The organism is Mesorhizobium sp. L2C066B000, assembly GCF_000502335.1.
Lineage (GTDB): Bacteria > Pseudomonadota > Alphaproteobacteria > Rhizobiales > Rhizobiaceae > Mesorhizobium.
Window position 1 is genome coordinate 1,413,477 of sequence record NZ_AYWZ01000001.1, and the last position, 16,921, is coordinate 1,430,397.

13 protein-coding genes and 1 tRNA gene are annotated in these 16,921 nt (G+C 63.3%); 7 read left to right on the forward strand and 7 right to left on the reverse strand.

Annotation, left to right across the window (positions count from 1 at the left end; all coding sequences use genetic code 11):
* Positions 1–508 precede the first annotated feature (508 nt).
* The 4 genes from proS to X733_RS159375 all read left to right on the forward strand — a co-directional run bounded on the left by proS (position 509) and on the right by X733_RS159375 (position 5,573).
* Complete coding sequence (gene proS, locus X733_RS159390; protein ID WP_023735912.1) at positions 509–1,837, forward strand: proline--tRNA ligase; 1,329 nt, start codon at positions 509–511, stop codon at positions 1,835–1,837.
* Positions 1,834–3,180: a lipoprotein-releasing ABC transporter permease subunit gene (locus X733_RS159385; protein WP_023818010.1), complete on the forward strand. Its 1,347-nt coding sequence runs from the start codon at positions 1,834–1,836 to the stop codon at positions 3,178–3,180. The genes proS and X733_RS159385 overlap by 4 nt, the downstream gene beginning before the upstream one ends.
* Positions 3,177–3,860 carry an ABC transporter ATP-binding protein gene (locus X733_RS159380; protein ID WP_023685211.1) on the forward strand — a complete coding sequence of 228 codons (684 nt, stop codon included), beginning with the start codon at positions 3,177–3,179 and terminating at the stop codon, positions 3,858–3,860. Before X733_RS159385 ends, X733_RS159380 begins: the two co-directional genes overlap by 4 nt.
* A gap of 462 nt (positions 3,861–4,322) precedes the next feature.
* Entirely contained in the window at positions 4,323–5,573 is a 1,251-nt protein-coding gene (locus X733_RS159375) for a peptidase M50 (protein WP_023818011.1), read from the forward strand.
* A 19-nt stretch (positions 5,574–5,592) separates the two neighbouring features.
* Here X733_RS159375 and lipB read toward each other — a convergent pair whose 3' ends face one another.
* Positions 5,593–6,336 carry a lipoyl(octanoyl) transferase LipB gene (gene lipB, locus X733_RS159370; RefSeq protein WP_023818012.1) on the reverse strand — a complete coding sequence of 248 codons (744 nt, stop codon included), beginning with the start codon at positions 6,334–6,336 and terminating at the stop codon, positions 5,593–5,595.
* Positions 6,337–6,674: 338 nt separating this feature from the next.
* Between lipB and X733_RS159365 the strand changes: the two genes are divergently transcribed.
* A tRNA-Leu gene (locus X733_RS159365) sits at positions 6,675–6,759 on the forward strand.
* A gap of 671 nt (positions 6,760–7,430) precedes the next feature.
* Here X733_RS159365 and X733_RS159355 read toward each other — a convergent pair.
* Positions 7,431–8,510, reverse strand: coding sequence for a histidine kinase dimerization/phosphoacceptor domain -containing protein (locus X733_RS159355; RefSeq protein WP_023818014.1), 1,080 nt, complete (start codon positions 8,508–8,510; stop codon positions 7,431–7,433).
* Positions 8,511–8,911: 401 nt separating this feature from the next.
* On the opposite strand from X733_RS159355, the gene X733_RS159350 reads away from it, so the two are divergent.
* Entirely contained in the window at positions 8,912–9,844 is a 933-nt protein-coding gene (locus tag X733_RS159350) for a TauD/TfdA family dioxygenase (RefSeq protein WP_023727685.1), read from the forward strand.
* 27 nt (positions 9,845–9,871) lie between these two features.
* On the opposite strand, the gene sucD is transcribed toward X733_RS159350, so the two are convergent.
* From sucD to X733_RS159325, 5 genes are all read right to left on the reverse strand, one after another.
* Positions 9,872–10,771 (reverse strand): succinate--CoA ligase subunit alpha, encoded by a 900-nt coding sequence (gene sucD, locus X733_RS159345; RefSeq protein WP_023690971.1) that lies wholly within the window; start codon positions 10,769–10,771, stop codon positions 9,872–9,874.
* A 128-nt stretch (positions 10,772–10,899) separates the two neighbouring features.
* Complete coding sequence (locus tag X733_RS159340) at positions 10,900–12,084, reverse strand: malate--CoA ligase subunit beta (RefSeq protein WP_023818015.1); 1,185 nt, start codon at positions 12,082–12,084, stop codon at positions 10,900–10,902.
* A gap of 18 nt (positions 12,085–12,102) precedes the next feature.
* Complete coding sequence (locus tag X733_RS159335; protein ID WP_023818016.1) at positions 12,103–13,077, reverse strand: CoA ester lyase; 975 nt, start codon at positions 13,075–13,077, stop codon at positions 12,103–12,105.
* A gap of 12 nt (positions 13,078–13,089) precedes the next feature.
* Positions 13,090–14,280, reverse strand: a complete 1,191-nt coding sequence (locus X733_RS159330) for an aminotransferase class V-fold PLP-dependent enzyme (RefSeq protein WP_023818017.1) — start codon at positions 14,278–14,280, stop codon at positions 13,090–13,092.
* Between the two features lie 145 nt (positions 14,281–14,425).
* Positions 14,426–15,046 (reverse strand): response regulator transcription factor, encoded by a 621-nt coding sequence (locus tag X733_RS159325; protein ID WP_032910960.1) that lies wholly within the window; start codon positions 15,044–15,046, stop codon positions 14,426–14,428.
* Positions 15,047–15,358: 312 nt separating this feature from the next.
* Between X733_RS159325 and mgtE the strand changes: the two genes are divergently transcribed.
* Positions 15,359–16,777 carry a magnesium transporter gene (gene mgtE, locus X733_RS159320; RefSeq protein WP_023670790.1) on the forward strand — a complete coding sequence of 473 codons (1,419 nt, stop codon included), beginning with the start codon at positions 15,359–15,361 and terminating at the stop codon, positions 16,775–16,777.
* Positions 16,778–16,921 lie beyond the last annotated feature (144 nt).

Here is a 16,921-nt window from a genome sequence, read left to right on the forward strand (position 1 = left end):
CAATTTAAACGCGTTCCGATCTGTTTTCCGGTTTCCGGCGGCAGCGGGTAACCGCGCCTAGATCGCATCCTCCCAAGACTTTGACCGCGTAGGAGAGCAGATTTTTCTCCACCCTCTCGGTTATCGGGGCACACTAGCCTAACCCTGATGAAATTGTCACGCAGAATTTTGCCCGCAATCGGGCAATCTGTGCTGCAGTGCACAATAGCGCGGCAGGCTTTGCTTGCGAAACGAACAACACCGGGGCTGCCGCCTTAATCTGGTCAGGTGTGCCGCGTCGCCCGGACGCGCAAAGCGTGTGTGAGCACTTCGGAGTCAGGGTCATCATTTTGCATCAAAAGCATTATCGTTTTCGGTGAGAAGGTCTTTGGAAGAAGAATCGATTTTTGCGATTTCGGACCGATGCGGCCGGTCGGGTTTCCATTCCGTCACGAAATAGCTATGAAGCCGGGGCAAGCAAGCCAGCCGCGCCGATTCCGGCGCAGCCTCCTCTCTCACGGACCTGTCCATGCGTTTGTCGCAGTTTTTCCTGCCCATCCTGAAAGAAAATCCGCGCGAGGCCGAGATCGTCTCGCACCGGCTGATGCTGCGTGCCGGCATGATCCGCCAGCAGGGGCAGGGCAGCTTTTCCTGGCTGCCGCTAGGCAAGCTGGTGCTCGACAAGGTCTGCCGCATCATCCGCGAGGAGCAGAACCGCGCCGGCGCTCTGGAAATCCTGATGCCGACCATCCAGTCGGCCGATCTGTGGCGCGAAAGCGGCCGCTATGACGATTACGGCAAGGAGATGCTGCGCATCAAGGACCGGCAGGACCGCGACATGCTCTACGGTCCGACCAATGAGGAAGTGGTCACCGAGATCGTGCGCGCCTACGTCAAGTCGTACAAGGATTTGCCGCTCAACCTCTACCACATCCAGTGGAAGTTCCGCGACGAGGTGCGTCCGCGCTTTGGCGTCATGCGTTCACGCGAATTCCTGATGAAGGACGCCTATTCCTTCGACCTCGATTTCGAGGGCGCGAAGGCCGCCTATAACCGCATGTTCGTATCCTATCTCCGAACGTTCACGCGCATGGGGCTGCAGGCCATTCCGATGCGGGCCGACACCGGGCCGATCGGCGGCGATCTCAGCCATGAATTCATCATCCTGGCCGACACCGGCGAGAGCCAGGTCTATTGCGACCGCGAATATCTGTCGCTCCAGGTGCCCGGCGAGAAAACCGACTTCGGCAATGACGGCGAGATCGCCGACATCGTCAAGACGTGGACGACGCCTTACGCCGCCACCGACGAGATGCATGACGAGGCGGCCTGGGACAAGCTTGGCGAGGCCGACCGGGTCTCGGCACGCGGCATCGAGGTCGGCCACATCTTCCATTTCGGCGACAAATATTCCAAGCCCATGGGCGCCAAGGTGACCGGGCCCGACGGCAAGGATCATTTCGTTTCCGGCGGCTCCTACGGTATCGGTCCGTCGCGGCTGGTGGCGGCGATCATCGAGGCCAGCCATGACGACAACGGCATCATCTGGCCGGAAGCGGTGACGCCGTTCGACATCGGCCTGATCAACATGAAGGCCGGCGACGCCGAGTGCGACCGCGTTTGCGGCGAGCTCTACGCCGCCTTCACCGGCGCCGGCAAGGATGTGCTTTACGACGACACCGACCAGCGGCCGGGCGGCAAGTTCGCCACCGCCGACCTGATCGGCCTGCCCTGGCAGGTGATCGTCGGGCCGCGCGGCGTGGCCGCCGGCGAGATCGAGATCAAGAACCGTCGGACCGGCGAGCGCGAGACGCTGCCGGTCGCGGAGGCCAGGAAACGCTTCGGTGCAACCGCATGAGCGAAGCCGCGGCAGCGAAGTCTTCGGTAGCCCAGTCTCCGGTTGGCAAGTCTCCGGTCGCCAAGTCTCCGGTCACCAAGTCTCCGGTCGCCGGCCCGTTCTCCATGTTCGAACGCATGGTCGCCTGGCGTTATTTGCGGTCGCGCCGCAAGGAGACGGTGATCTCGGTCATCGCCTCGATCTCCTTCCTCGGCATCATGCTAGGCGTCGCCACGCTGATCGTCGTCATGGCTGTCATGAACGGGTTTCGAGCCGAACTTCTGACCCGCATCCTCGGCGTCAACGGCCATCTGATCGTGCAGCCGCTGGATTCGCCGCTTGAGGACTATGCGCAGGTCGCAGCCCGCATCAACGGCGTGGCAGGCGTCAAATACGCGATACCGCTGATCGACGGCCAGGTCCTGGCGCAAGGCAATGTCGGCGGCGGCATGGGCGCGCTGGTGCGCGGTATCAGGGCCGAAGACCTCGGCAAGATCGCCATCGTCGCCCAAAACGTCAAGCAAGGCACGCTTGACGGCTTCGACTCCGGCGATGGCGTCGCCATCGGCAAGCGCATGGCGGAGAATCTCGGCCTTGTGCTCGGCGACACCATCACGCTGATATCGCCGGATGGCGACGTCACGCCGATGGGCACGACGCCGCGAATGAAGGGCTACAAGGTGGCGGCGATCTTCGAGGTCGGCATGTCGGAATATGACAGCTCCATCGTCTACATGCCGTTTTCCGAAGCGCAGCTCTATTTCAACATGGACGGCAGGGCGCAGACGATCGAGATCTATGTCGACAATCCCGATGATGTCGACGCGCTGAAACCGCTGGTCGATGCGGCGGCGCAACGGCCGATCGACATGGTCGACTGGCGCCAGCGCAACGAGACGTTCTTCTCCGCGCTGCAGGTCGAGCGCAATGTCATGTTCATGATCCTGACGCTGATCGTGCTGGTGGCGGCGCTCAACATCATCTCCGGCCTGATCATGCTGGTGAAGGACAAGGGCCACGACATCGCCATCCTGCGCACGATGGGCGCCTCACGCGGCGCCATCCTGCGCATCTTCCTGATGACGGGTGCTGCGATCGGCGTCACCGGCACGCTCGCCGGCGTGCTGCTCGGGGTGCTCATCTGCACCAACATCGAATCCATCCGCCAGTTCTTCTCCTGGATGACCGGCAAGGTGCTGTTCAATCCGGAACTCTATTTCCTCAGCCAACTGCCGGCAAAGATGGACCCGCGCGAGACCACCTACGTCATCCTGATGGCGCTCGGCCTGTCCTTCCTTGCAACCGTGTTTCCGGCATGGCGCGCCGCACGGCTCGATCCGGTCGAGGCCTTGAGATACGAATGAAGTCCGAGATCATTATCGAGCTGAAGAGCGTCGAGCGGCACTATGTCCAGGGGCCGCGCAAGCTCACCATTTTGAACGGCGCCGACTTTTCGCTGAAGCGCGGCGAGATGGTGGCGCTGGTGGCGCCGTCGGGCACCGGCAAGTCGACGCTGCTGCACACGGCGGGCCTGCTCGAGCGCCCCGACGCCGGTGACGTCATTCTGGCCGGCCGCGCCTGCGGACGGCTCTCCGACGACGAACGCACGGCGATCCGCCGCAACGATGTCGGCTTCGTCTATCAGTTCCATCATCTGCTGCCGGAATTTTCGGCGCTCGAAAACATCATGATGCCGCAGCTGATCAAAGGGCTGTCGCGCAAGGAGGCGTCGGAGCGCGCAGCACAGCTGCTCGACTATATGCAGATCGGCAAGCGCGCGTCGCACCGTCCGTCGGAGTTGTCCGGCGGCGAGCAGCAGCGCGTCGCCATTGCCCGCGCGGTCGCCAACGCGCCCTTGCTGCTGCTCGCCGACGAGCCGACCGGCAATCTCGACCCGGTCACCGCGTCCTATGTCTTCGAGGCGCTCGGCGCGCTGGTCAAGCAGTCCGGCCTTGCCGCGCTGATCGCCACCCACAATCACGAACTCGCCTCGCGCATGGACCGCCGGGTGACGCTGGCGGACGGCAAGGTCGTTCCGCTGTAGGCCCCAACTTCGTCATCCTAGGGTCTACGCGCGTCGCTGCGCTCCTTGCTCCGCCCTAGGATGACGAAGTGATTGGGGCGTGTCGGCCGATCGGAAAGGCATGCGATGCGCCCTGCGTCAGCACTGCCGTCACCCCGTCAACCTTTCCTTAACCCTGCCCAAACCGGCTGTCAGGATTCGTCGGCATGCCGCTTTCCGCTCATTGACTTTCGAACAAAGTTAGAACAAAATACGAACATAGTAACAACAGGAGAGGGTTATGAGCGATCTTGTTCAGGACGTCGTTTCGTTGGTGTGCATGAGTGCGTTTCTCGTTTCCATGGCCGTCTGGATCGGCGCCATGTGATGCAACTGCTGTTCGCCGCAGTGTTTTAGGCGGGCAGGAGGGGCGTTGTGCCGTTAAGCCTTTCTTGCCGCCGTGCCGCTAGGGTGCCCTGCCAAATACAGGGAGCAAAACCTCAGGTGTCGCCGATCGTGACGGCCCTTCTCGTGGCCGGTAATCTCGGATTGATTTTCCTTTTGATGACCGCGCCGCTCGGTTTGCGCGCGGTGAGGCTCAGCCGCGTGGTCGCAATGGACCGGCAGCGCCTCTGGCAGGCGCTGTGGCCGCTCGGCAGCGATGCCGGCTGGTCCGGCGAGATACTCTCGGCCCAGCCGCTGGACGGGCAGGGCACGGCCCGCATCCTGCTGTCCTGGGAAGGCCGGGACGGCCAGCCGATCGAGCGCAGGTCGCGCTTCGAGGACGTCGTCGAAGGCAGTCGTTTTTCGATGCGGGTCATCGAGGATACCGCGCTCGACGCGTCGTTCTGGAAGGATTTTTACGAGACCACCGAACTCACCTCGGAAGGTGCCGGCACGCGGGTGACGCTCAGTCAGACCGATCGCTATCGCGGCGTCGCCTTCCTGGTGTTCCGCTACTTCGCCATGCGCCGCGAGCTCGGCAAGCTGGAGATCTGGGCGAGGACCGGACAGTATCGCAAGGGCGGCTGGTTCGAGCATCCGCTGAGCCAGGTCGGTTTCGCCGTTCTGTCGGCTTTCATCCTTTGGCCGTTCTTCGGGCTCAATCTCGGCGGCCTGGCGCTGGCCGCGATCCTGACCTCGGTGGTTGCCCTGCATGAGCTCGGCCACATGGCGGCTTTTCGGCTAACCGGTCATCGCAAGGCGCGGATGATCTTTATCCCGCTGCTCGGCGGCATCGCCATTGGCGGCCGGCCTTATGACAGCCGCTTCGAGGTCGCCTTCGTGGCGCTGATGGGCGCTGGTTTTTCCGCGTTCCTGGTACCGCTGCTGATCGTCGCCAGCGGGCTCGCATCCGGCGAGGGACATCGGCTCGCCGCGGCCCTTCTGGCGACGCTTGCCGGCTTTGCCGCATTGTTCAACATCGCCAATCTGGTGCCGGCTTGGAAATTCGACGGCGGCCAGGTACTGCGCCAGATCTGCCCGGGGCCGGTCGCCCTGGCGCTCGCCTCGTTTTCGCTGCTCTCGGCCTTGCTGTGGCTTGGCTGGCTGGCCGGCTTTTCCCAAACCTTTCTGCTGGTGGCGGGCGCCGTCTTTGCCATCCTCAGCCTGATGACAGTGGGTAGCGGGGTAAAACCGCGCCACGAATTGAAGCCGATCCGCATCTTCGACCGTTTCGCCATGGCCGGCGCGCTGCTGGCCGTCTTCGCCATTCACGGTTTCGGGCTGTTGTGGGCCTCGGCGCGGTTGCTTTGAGCGTTGGTCGAGGCGAGACTCAGCCGGCCTTGCGAGCCGGTTCTGCAGAAATTGACTCCGCTGCCCCGAAAACATCCTCGAAGGCGGATTTCAGCGCCAGGTCGAAATCGCCCATGGTCACGGGCAGGCCGAGGTCGACGAGGCTGGTGACGCCGTGATCCGGCACGCCGCATGGCACGATGCCGCTGAAATGGCTGAGATCCGGCTCGACATTGACGGCAATGCCATGAAAGCTCACCCAGCGCCGCAGCCGGATGCCGATGGCCGCGATCTTGTCTTCAGCCGGCGAGCCGTCGGGCAGGGACGGGCTCTCGGGCCGCACCACCCAGACTCCGACGCGGTCCTCGCGGCGTTCGCCGCGCACATTGAAGGCGGCAAGCGTGCCGATGATCCACTGCTCGAGCGCGGCGACGAAGGCGCGCACATCCTCGCGCCGTCGCTTCAGGTCGAGCATGACATAGGCAACCCGCTGCCCCGGCCCATGATAGGTGTATTCGCCGCCGCGCCCCGCGGCAAAGACCGGGAAACGGTCGGGGTCGATCAGGTCCTCGATGCGGGCGCTGGTCCCGGCGGTGTAAAGCGGCGGATGCTCGACCAGCCAGACCATCTCGGCGGCTGCACCCGCGCGGATCGCCTCGGCGCGCGCTTCCATCAGGGCCAGCGCATCGGTGTAGCCGGTCAGGCCGGGCTCGATGCGCCATTCGACCGGCGCCGAACCCGGCAAGGGCAGGAACGACGTGGCGATCTGGCTGCGTTCGGTCATGGCTTTTTCGTTTTTCGCGTGATGCACGCCGGCTTGGCGAAACCGCCTTGCGCTCTGGGGCCAAATGCATTTGCCCTTCATATGGCGGTATCCGGCTGAAACGTCCAGTTCGCCACGCATTTCGGCCTTCGCGCACGACCCCGAAGATAGGAACGATCTTCGGAAAGGATCATGCGCCAAATCAAAGTGCTGCAGCATCCTTTGCGCGTCCCACAGGACGCGCGGCGCTGTAGAGGCCGATATGCCGATTCGCGGCGATTATTGCGCGCCGCGCCCTTGTTTCGCCGGAAACGATTTGCTACACGCCGCGAGCCGGTTCGTTCCGGCTCCTACCACGGGCGGTCGTGGCGGAATTGGTAGACGCGCAGCGTTGAGGTCGCTGTGGGGCAACCCGTGGAAGTTCGAGTCTTCTCGACCGCACCATAATTTTTCGGCCATTGAAATCATTGCGACTTCTCAGGCCGTCGACGCCAAATCATCGCCTTTGGCGCTTGAACCGGCCGCAGCAGAGTTGCAACAAGAGGTCGCAGAGCCGCACGCGAACGCCGCTTGGCTCGCACCGGCCAGCCTCCTGCACCCGAGTCCCCGGCTTTGCCGGTGGCGGGGCAGGGGATGTGGGCGACCTAAGCGGCGCGTCGTTGAGGGAAATGGAGACCCGGGCGGGCTCGACGAGGGTCAACGGCGGTCACGACGGTGTGGTGGTGATCGCAATAGACGCGATCCGGCGACGTTGGCCCGGCACAAAAACGGTAGCCACCGGGTACCGAGCGGTCTTCGCTCACCGGGAAGCGGCACTGGTTGAGGCCTAGCTGAATGAGGGGGACGTCTCTAGACGCTGGTCTGATATTTTCATGCATGATGGTTTTCAGTTTCCTGGTTCATAGCCATTGCCGGCTGACGGCCGCGGTGCGACCCGCCGGAGCGAGCTTCTCTCGTTTTGGAGGGCTGTGGACCACATATGGTGCTGATCGTACCGTCAAAGAAGCCCGGCGCCCCGCTTCTTCAGCCAAATCGTTTGCGACTTAAGGCCACACCCGCGAGCACCCGAAGCAGTAACGACGCGCCGGCAAATCCCGGCCGGACAGGTCATAGCCTCAGTCCGTCGCCGCCGATCGGTTGAAGACGATGGTGACCCTGGTTCCCTCGCCGGCACTCGACTTGACGTCGAATTGCGCCTTGGCATTTTCGGTCAGCGACCGCGCGATCAAGGAGCCGAGCTTGCCGGGCCTGGGCCAGGTCTCACCCGTCGGCAGACCGATCCCATCATCGGCGACAGTCACCCGGCAACCATCGCCGCTGACGACGCTGTGCAGCGTGATCGTGCCGCCATCGCGCCCGACGAATGCATGTTTGAGAGCGTTGGTCAGCAACTCATTGACGACCAGGCCTGTCGGCATGGCAACGTTGATGGATACCGGATAGGTATCCACCTTAAGGTCGAGGCGGATACCTTCGACTGCGTGCGACGCCATGACGGCGGACGCGATCTGGCTAAGATACACGCCAAGATCCACCTCATCCTTCTGCTGGTCAGCCGACAATGTCTGGTAGAGGATTGCCAATGCGTCTACCCGGCCGGCAAGCCTTTCGAAACGCTTCTGGTCCGGTTCGGTGGCGTTGCGGGTTTCCATCCGGATCAAAGCGGTGATCATCTGCAGATTGTTTTTCACCCGATGCTGCAGTTCGCGCAACAGGGTGTCCTTCTCCCGGATGAGCTCCTCCGCGGGTCGCGCGTCCTCGGTCTCACCGTGTGCCGTGACGTCGACAAGCGCCACCAGCCGGAAGCAGAGCTTGCCGTTGTCGTCCTCGATAACGTTGGAATAAACGTCGACGATTGCCGGCTTGTCCTCGCCGCGCTCGAGGCGAAATGTGCCGACGAAATCGGTGTCTTCAACGACAGCCTCGGCGAGCGGCCTGTCCTTCTGCCGATGAAGCCCCCTGCCGGAAAGGGCCGCCCAGTTTTCCCGCGCAAGCTTCGGCGCCTTGAGCTCCGAGAGCTTCTCGAATTCGGGATTGGCGTAGACGACACGTTCCTTCGTGATCAATTCCGAGACGGCGATCGCGATCGGCATCTGGTCGAGAAATTTCTTGAACTGGTCGCTTTCCAGCGCGGTGGCGAGGTCAGGCGTATCGAGCAATTGCTCGACAGCGTCAGCCTTATCGGAGTCTGTCATCTCGGCGCCTGCGTGATGCGTGGAAGCCATCAATATCAGGCATGCAATTCACCCGCCATCTCCAATATCGAAGGGGATACGACAGCGTCACTACTGGTGCGGGCCGCGTCGCGCAGCGCTCCACCGCCTGCCGCTCACGAACGAATTGGACAGAAGGCATTTTTCTCAGGGCCGCCGAACTTTGAAAAGAAATGTCTATGGAATTTGTAGAATTACGCTTTGAATGGGATCTCGGTGCTGCTCGCCAGCCTTGGCGGCCCTTCGCCTCCTGAGTTGAGATCAGTGCTCTCGTTACCAAGCAAGTCGGCTCCCGATGAGGGAATTGCTCCGCCGATCGCTGTGCGGCCGGCAGACGGCGGAGCATTGCCAGCAGCCCCGCGGCTTTAGAGGAAGAGGTTCCCATGACCAGACTTACCCCCGTAGAGCAGATCATCCCGGATGCCGATATTGTCCCGCTTACCGGACGCGTCGGCGCAGAGATCAGGAACATTCGGCTCTCCGGCGACCTGCCGCAGCAGACGGTCGCGGCGATCAACCAGATCCTGTTGCGGCACAAGGTGGTGTTCTTCCGCGACCAGGCGCATCTCGACGATGCCGGGCAGGAGCGCTTTGCCCAGCGTCTCGGCGACCTCGTCCCGCATCCGACCCAAGGTCCCGTCAAGGGAACGGCGTCCATTCTCGAACTCGATTCCAGCCGTGGCGGCGGTCGCGCCGACCAATGGCATACCGATGTCACCTTCGTCGACGCCTATCCGAAATTCTCCGTTCTTCGCGGCGTCGTCATACCGCCGGCCGGCGGCGACACCATCTGGTCGAACACCGCGGCCGCCTATCAGGACCTGCCCGAGCCGTTGAAGCTGCTGGCCGACAATCTCTGGGCGGTGCACAGCAACGCTTACGATTACGCCGCGGTGCGGCCGCGTGCGAGTGCTGCGGAAAAGAAGCACTTCGAGGAAATCTTCACCTCGACGATCTACGAGACCGAGCATCCCGTTGTCCGCGTCCATCCCGAAACAGGCGAGCGCTCGCTGCTGCTCGGCAATTTCGTGCAACGGCTGATCGGTCTTTCCAAAAGCGATTCGGCGAAGCTCTACGAGGTGTTCCAGTCCTATGTCACGGCGCCGGAGAACACCGTGCGCTGGCGCTGGAAGGCCGGCGATGTGGCGATCTGGGATAACCGCGCGACGCAGCACTACGCCGTCAACGATTACGGCGACCAGCACCGGGTGGTGCGTCGCGCCACGGTCGACGGCGACATTCCGGTCAGCGTCGACGGCCGCCGCAGCGCCACCCGCACCAAGGTCGCGAAGCCGGCAGCCGACAAGGCGGCATGAGGCGCGGTCGAACGCGAAGGCCGCTGTTCAGGCGGCCTTCTTCATACGTGATAGTGTCTCTGCAACCACCTCACCAAACGACGACGGCGTCGGCACGATGATCACCCCGGCGTCCTTTAGAATCTCGACCTTTTCCTGCGCCGATTCGCCGAAGGCCGAGATGATGGCGCCGGCGTGGCCCATGCGGCGGCCTTTGGGGGCGGAGAGGCCGGCGATGTAGGCGATGAGCGGCTTCCTCATATTGTCGCGCGCCCAGATGGCCGCTTCGGCTTCCTGCGGTCCGCCGATCTCGCCGATCATCACCACGGCGTCGGTGTCGTCATCCTGTTCGAACAGTTTCAGCATGTCCTTGAAGGAGGAGCCGTTGATTGGGTCGCCGCCAATGCCGACGCTGGTCGACACGCCGATGCCGAGCGACTTCATCTGCGACGCCGCCTCGTAGCCGAGCGTTCCGGAGCGGCCGACGATGCCGACGCGGCCAGGCAGATAGATGCTGCCGGGCATGATGCCGATCAGCGCCTGTCCGGGCGTGATGACGCCGGCGCAGTTCGGGCCGATCAGCCGCATGCGGTCCTCGTAGCGGTAGCGCAGCATGTAGCGCTTGACCTGCATCATGTCCTGCGACGGGATGCCGTCGGTGATGCAGACGCAGAGTTTAATGCCGGCGTCCGCCGCTTCCATGATCGAATCGGCGGCAAAGGGCGGCGGCACGAAGACGATGCTGGCCTCGGCGCGGGTCTCGCGCACCGCGCCCTTGACCGTGTTGAAGACAGGCAGGCCGAGATGCTTCTGGCCGCCTTTGCCGGGGGTGACGCCGCCGACCAGCTTGGTGCCATAGCGTTTCATGTCGTCGGCATGGAAGCTGCCGATCTTGCCGGTGAACCCCTGGACGATGACGCGGGTGCTGCGGTTGAGCAGGATTGCCATTTTCTCGACCTCCCTAGAGCATGATGCCGAAAAGTGTGAAGCGGTTTTCGGACGACATCATGCTCCATCTGTTTGATTTTAGAGACGGATTCAGATTTCAGGTCGATTCGACCTGAAATCATCCGGCTCTAGGCTGCTTTTTTCTTGGTGGCCGCGCGCCATGCGGCGACGGCTTTTTCGGCGGCTTCTGCAAGCGTGCCGGCAACGATCACCGCCTCGCCGGAATCAGCCAGGATGCGGCGGCCTTCCTCGGCCCTGGTGCCGGAGAGACGGACCACCAGCGGCACGTTGACGCCGACCTCGCGGATCGCCTTGATGACGCCTTCGGCGACCCAGTCGCAGCGGTTGATGCCGGCGAAGATGTTGACCAGGATGGTCTCGACATTCTTGTCGCCGAGCACGGCGCGGAAGGATTTCGCCACCCGCTCGGGCGAGGCGCCGCCACCGATGTCGAGGAAGTTGGCCGGTTCGCCGCCGGCGATCTTGATCATGTCCATGGTCGCCATGGCGAGCCCTGCGCCATTGATGATGCAGCCGATGTTGCCGTCGAGGCCGACATAGGAGAGGCCACGGTCGCTGGCAAAAGTTTCGCGCGGATCTTCCTGGCTTTTGTCGCGCAGCTCGGAGATTTCCGGCCGTCGGAACAGCGCGTTCTCGTCGAACGACATTTTGGCGTCGAGCGCGATCAGATTGCCGTCGCGGGTCACCACCAGCGGATTGATCTCCAGCATCGAGGCGTCGTAGTCGCGGAACACCCGGTAGCAGCTGAAGATGGTCTCGGTCGCCTTGCCGATCAGATTGTGGTCGAGGCCGAGCCCGAAGGCGATTTCGCGCGCCTGGAAACGCTGCATGCCGACGCCGGGATCGACCGATGTGCGCAGGATGGAGTTCGGCGCCTTTTCGACGATGTCCTCGATCTCCATGCCGCCGGCAGCCGAAGCCACGATCATGACGCGCTCTTCCTTGCGGTCGAGAACGAAGCCGACATAGAGCTCCTGCGCGATATCGACGGCTTCCTCGAGATAGAGGCGCGAAATCAGCTTGCCGCGCGGGCCGGTCTGCTGGGTCACCAGCTTGCGGCCGAGCATGGCTTCGGCAGCGTCGGAGATCTCCTCGTCATTGGCGCAGAGCTTGATGCCGCCGGCCTTGCCGCGGGCGCCGGAATGCACCTGCGCCTTCAAGACCCATTTGGCGCCGCCGATCTCGCGCGCCCTGTAGGTTGCCTGCTCGGGGCTGTAGGCCAGCCCGCCGCGCGGCACATGCACGCCGTGGCGTGCCAGCAGTTCCTTGGCCTGATATTCGTGGATGTCCATTTTGTCCTCCCTGAACGGTCAATGCGTGGCGACGCGCGGCTCACTAGAGAATTGACCGGCGCGTTCGATTGCCTCGTTGACCACCAGAACATTGCGCGCCATGCGTTCCGACGCGGCGTCGATCATCTTGCCGTCGAGGGCGGCCGCGCCCTTGCCCTGCGCCTCCGCCTCCTTCAGCACTTCGAGGATGCGCCGGGCGCGGGTGACCTCTTTTTCCGGTGGAGAGAAGACGTCGTTGGCGAGCGCGATCTGCGAGGGATGGATTGCCCATTTGCCTTCGATGCCAAGGGCGGCGGCGCGCCTGGCGCCGGCGATGTAGCCCTCCGGATCGGAGAAGTCGCCGAACGGTCCGTCAATGGCGCGCAAGCCGTAGGCGCGGCAGGCGACGGTCATGCGCGACAAAGCGAAATGCCACTGGTCGCCGGGATAGTCGGGGTTGAGGCCACCGATGTTGACGGTGCGCGCCTTGCAGCTTGCCGCATAGTCGGCGACGCCGAAATGCATGGCTTCCAGCCGGCCGGGTGTCGCGGCAATCGCCTCGACATTGGCCATGCCGAGCGCGGTCTCGATCAGCGCTTCGAGGCCGACGCGGGTCTTGAAACCTTTGGCCATTTCGATCTGGTTGACCATGGCCTCGACCATGTAGAGGTCGGCCGGCACGCCGACTTTCGGCACCAGGATCGTGTCCAGCCTGTCGCCTGCCTGTTCCATGACGTCGACCACGTCGCGGTACATGTAATGGGTGTCGAGGCCGTTGATGCGCACCGAGACGGTCTTGCCCTTGGCGCGCCAGTCGATGTCGTTCAGCGCCTGGATGATGTTCCTGCGGGCGCGTTCCTTGTCGGGTGGGGCGACCGCATCCTCGATGTCGAGGAAGATGAAGTCGGCGGCGCTGTTGGCGGCCTTGTCGATCATCTCCGGGCTGGAGCCCGGAACGGCCAGCTCGCTGCGCTGCAGCCGCAGTTTTTTCAGATGGTTGATGGTGTGGCTCATCGTCGGCTCCCCTCAAGCGGCTTCGGCGACCGGCACGGCGGCCGAGGCGCGGAAGTGCTGGATGGCGGCGCCGACGCCGGAGCCGGGCGCCAGCCGTACGCCGCAGTCGAGCAGCGCCATTTCGGCGGCCGAGAGCGAGGCCAGCACCATCACCTCGTTCAGCCAGCCGAGATGGCCGATGCGGAAGACCTTGCCGATCACCTTGCTGAGGCCGCCGCCGAGCGCGGTCTGGTATTTCTGGTAGGCGCGCTTGACCACATCGCCGCTGTCGACGCGGTCCGGCACCAGGATGGCGCTGACCGTATCGGAGTGCCATTTCGGCGCCTTGGCGCAGAGCTTCAGGCCCCAGGCGTCGACCGCCTTGCGCACGCCTTCGGCGAGACGATGGTGGCGGGCGAAGATGTTTTCCAGCCCTTCCTCGGCGATCAGGTCGAGCGAGGCGCGCAGACCGCGCAGCAGCTGTGTAGCCGGCGTATAAGGGAAGTAGCCGGCATCGTTGGCGCGGATCATGTCCTCGAAGGAGAAGAAGCAGCGGCGGTGCGTGGCGCTCCGCGAGGCCACCAGCGCCTTCTTGCTGACGGAGAGGAAACCGAGGCCGGCGGGCAGCATGAAACCCTTCTGCGAGCCGCTGACGGCGCAATCGACGCCCCATTCCTCCTGGCGGAAGTCGATCGAGCCGATCGACGAGACGCCGTCGACGAAGAGCAAAGCAGGGTGGTTGGCGTCGTCGAGCGCGGCGCGGCAACCGGCGACGTCGCTGGTCACGCCGGTCGCGGTCTCGTTCTGGGTGCAGAAGACTGCCTTGATGCGGTGCGCCTTGTCAGCCTTCAGCCGCTCGGCATAGAGCTCGAGCGGCACGCCGGTTCCCCATTCGCAGTCGATGACATCGACGTCGAAGCCGAGGCGCTCGGCCATGTCGACCCACAGATGCGAGAACTGGCCGAAGCGCGACATCAGCACGCGGTCACCAGGGCTGAGCACATTGGTCATCGCCGCTTCCCAGGCGCCGGTGCCGGAGGAGGGGTAGATGAAAACGCGGCCGGTCTCGTTCTTGAAAACCGTCTTGATGTCCTCGAACAGCGGCAGCGTGAGATCGGGGAAGGATGCTGCGCGCATGTCCTCCATCGGCAGGTTCATCGCCTGCCGGACCTGTTCGGGAATGTTGGTCGGTCCGGGAATGAAAAGATGGGTGAAACCAGCCATGTCGCGAACTCCTCCTGATCCAGCAAAGCGGTGAGGGGAGTTTCGTCTCGACGGCTAATGGCAACAACACCTCAAGGGGTAACATCTTGCCGCGCGCGGGTGGGGCTTGCCTACCCGGGTGACCTACCCGCGGCTCATCGCTCGCCTACCCGAACGGCTGCTTCTGGGTACGCCGCTCGCGCGCATAGAGCGCGACTGCCATCGCCCGGTTGCGGACGTCGAGCTTGTCGTAGAGATTCTTGAGGTGGTATTTCACCGTGTTCTCCGAAATCCCGGTGCGCGTCGCGATCTGCAGATTGGTCCAGCCGTCGGACAGCACCGCCAGCAGCTCGCGCTCGCGCACGGTGAGCAGCGACAAGGGTGTGTCGTTGACCTTGTTGATGTCGATGTAGGGGATGCAGATGCGGCCATGCGCGACGGCCAGGATAGTCTCGAAGATGATCGCCGGATCGTCGAACTGGAAGCAGTAGCCCTGGGCGCCGAGCCGCACGCACTGCTTCAGGATGCCGATGTCGTGGTCGTTGGAAAACACCGCGATGCGCACGCCCAGCTTGCGGCTGTGAACCTCGGCCAGCACATCGGCGCCGTCCATGTCGGAGAGCTTCCAGCCGATAACGGCGACGTCGAATTCCGCTTCGGCTGCCAATTCCAGAAAATGCCTGCCGCTTTGCACGCAGGCCCTGAGATCGAAGCGCCCGTCGCAGTCCAGCATGTCGCGCAGCGCCGATATGACGAGCGGATTGCGTTCGGCGACGACCACGCGCACGCGCCGTTCCTCGATTGCCTTCTGCGTCTGTGACCTGATCTTCAAGGGCTTCCGGCTGTTCTGGTTCCTGGCCTGGGCGGGTCCGGCAGATGGCAGGACCTGCATCATGACAATTCTGCCCCAACCGTGCTGGGGTGCTCTTTCCCCAGCGACATGCGCTGTCGCGCCGCCTGAATCCTGGGCGGCGTCATATCCTGATGAAATCGCTCTCGCCCATATGCAGGGCGGGGCGCATTTCGTTTGATATTACCGTGCGTTGCGCGCTAGACCTGACAGGCACCTTTTCCGAAATTCCCATGGCGGGAGCCGCTGGTGGAACGCCAGGACGACCACACGACCGGCGCCAAAGCCGCTGACGATGCCCACGCCGACATCTATGGCGAGGACGGCGCCGTTCTGTCATCATTCCTCGCCCAGATCGGGGCGGCGATCGCCGATCGCGATACGCTGACGCTGAAGCGCGAAGTCGACGACCTGCACCAGTCGGAACTTGGCGATCTGCTCGAGGCCCTGCACCCCGAACAGCGTCGCGCCCTTGTCGAACTGCTCGGCGCCGACTTCGACTTCTCGTCGCTGACCGAGGTCGACGAGGCGATCCGCCGCGATATCGTCGACAATATGCCCAATGAGCAAATTGCCCAGGGCATGCAGGACCTCGATTCGGACGACGCGGTCTACATTCTCGAAGACCTTGAAAAGGAAGACCAGGACGAGATCCTGTCGCAGCTGCCGTTCACCGAGCGGATCAGGCTGCGCCGCTCGCTCGACTACCCGGAAGAGACCGCCGGTCGCCGCATGCAGACCGAATTTGTCGCCGTGCCGCCGTTCTGGACCATAGGCCAGACCATCGACTACATGCGCGAAGACAAGAACCTGCCCGAGCGCTTCAGCCAGATCTTCGTCATCGATCCAAGCTTCAAGTTGCTCGGCGCCATCGACCTCGACCAGATCCTGCGCACCAAGCGCACGACCAAGGTCGGAGACGTGATGCACGAGACGAGGCACGCCATTCCGGCAACCATGGACCAGGAAGAGGCGGCGCGGGACTTCGAGCAATACGATCTTCTGTCCGCCGCCGTCGTCGACGAGAACGAGCGGCTGGTCGGCGTGCTGACCATCGACGACGTCGTCGACGTCATCCAGCAGGAGGCCGAGGAAGATCTGCTGCGCATGGGCGGCGTCGGCGACGAAGAGCTGTCCGACAGCATTCTTTCGACCTCGCGCTCGCGCGTTCCCTGGCTGCTGGTCAACCTGTTGACGGCCTTCCTGGCGGCATCGGTGATCGGCTTGTTCGACCGCACCATCGAGCATATTGTGGCACTGGCCGTGCTGATGCCGATCGTGGCCGGCATGGGCGGCAATGCCGGCTCGCAGACCATGACCGTCACGGTGCGCGCGCTGGCGACCAGGGATCTCGACATCTACAATGCCGGCCGCATCATCCGCCGCGAAATGGGCGTGGGTTCCATCAACGGCATCATCTTCGCCGTGCTGATCGGCATCGTCGCGGCCGTCTGGTTCCGCGATGCCAATCTGGGCGGCATCATAGCGGCGGCGATGATCATCAACATGTTCGTGGCAGCCCTTGCCGGTATCCTGATCCCGCTATTGCTCGACCGGTTCAAGATCGACCCGGCGGTGGCGTCGGCGGTTTTCGTCACCACCGTCACCGACGTCGTTGGCTTCTTTGCCTTCCTCGGGCTGGCCACCTGGTGGTTCGCTATCCCTTGAGAAAGAGGCGTTGCGGGTTCAATTGACTTTTACGTAAATGTGGTGCGAGGCTTGCGCGGGGTTCCATGCCGAGTCCGGCTTGGAACGGGGTTGATCGGAATGCGTTGGAAATCCCGGGCGACCGGCGTTTTCCGATGTTCCGAC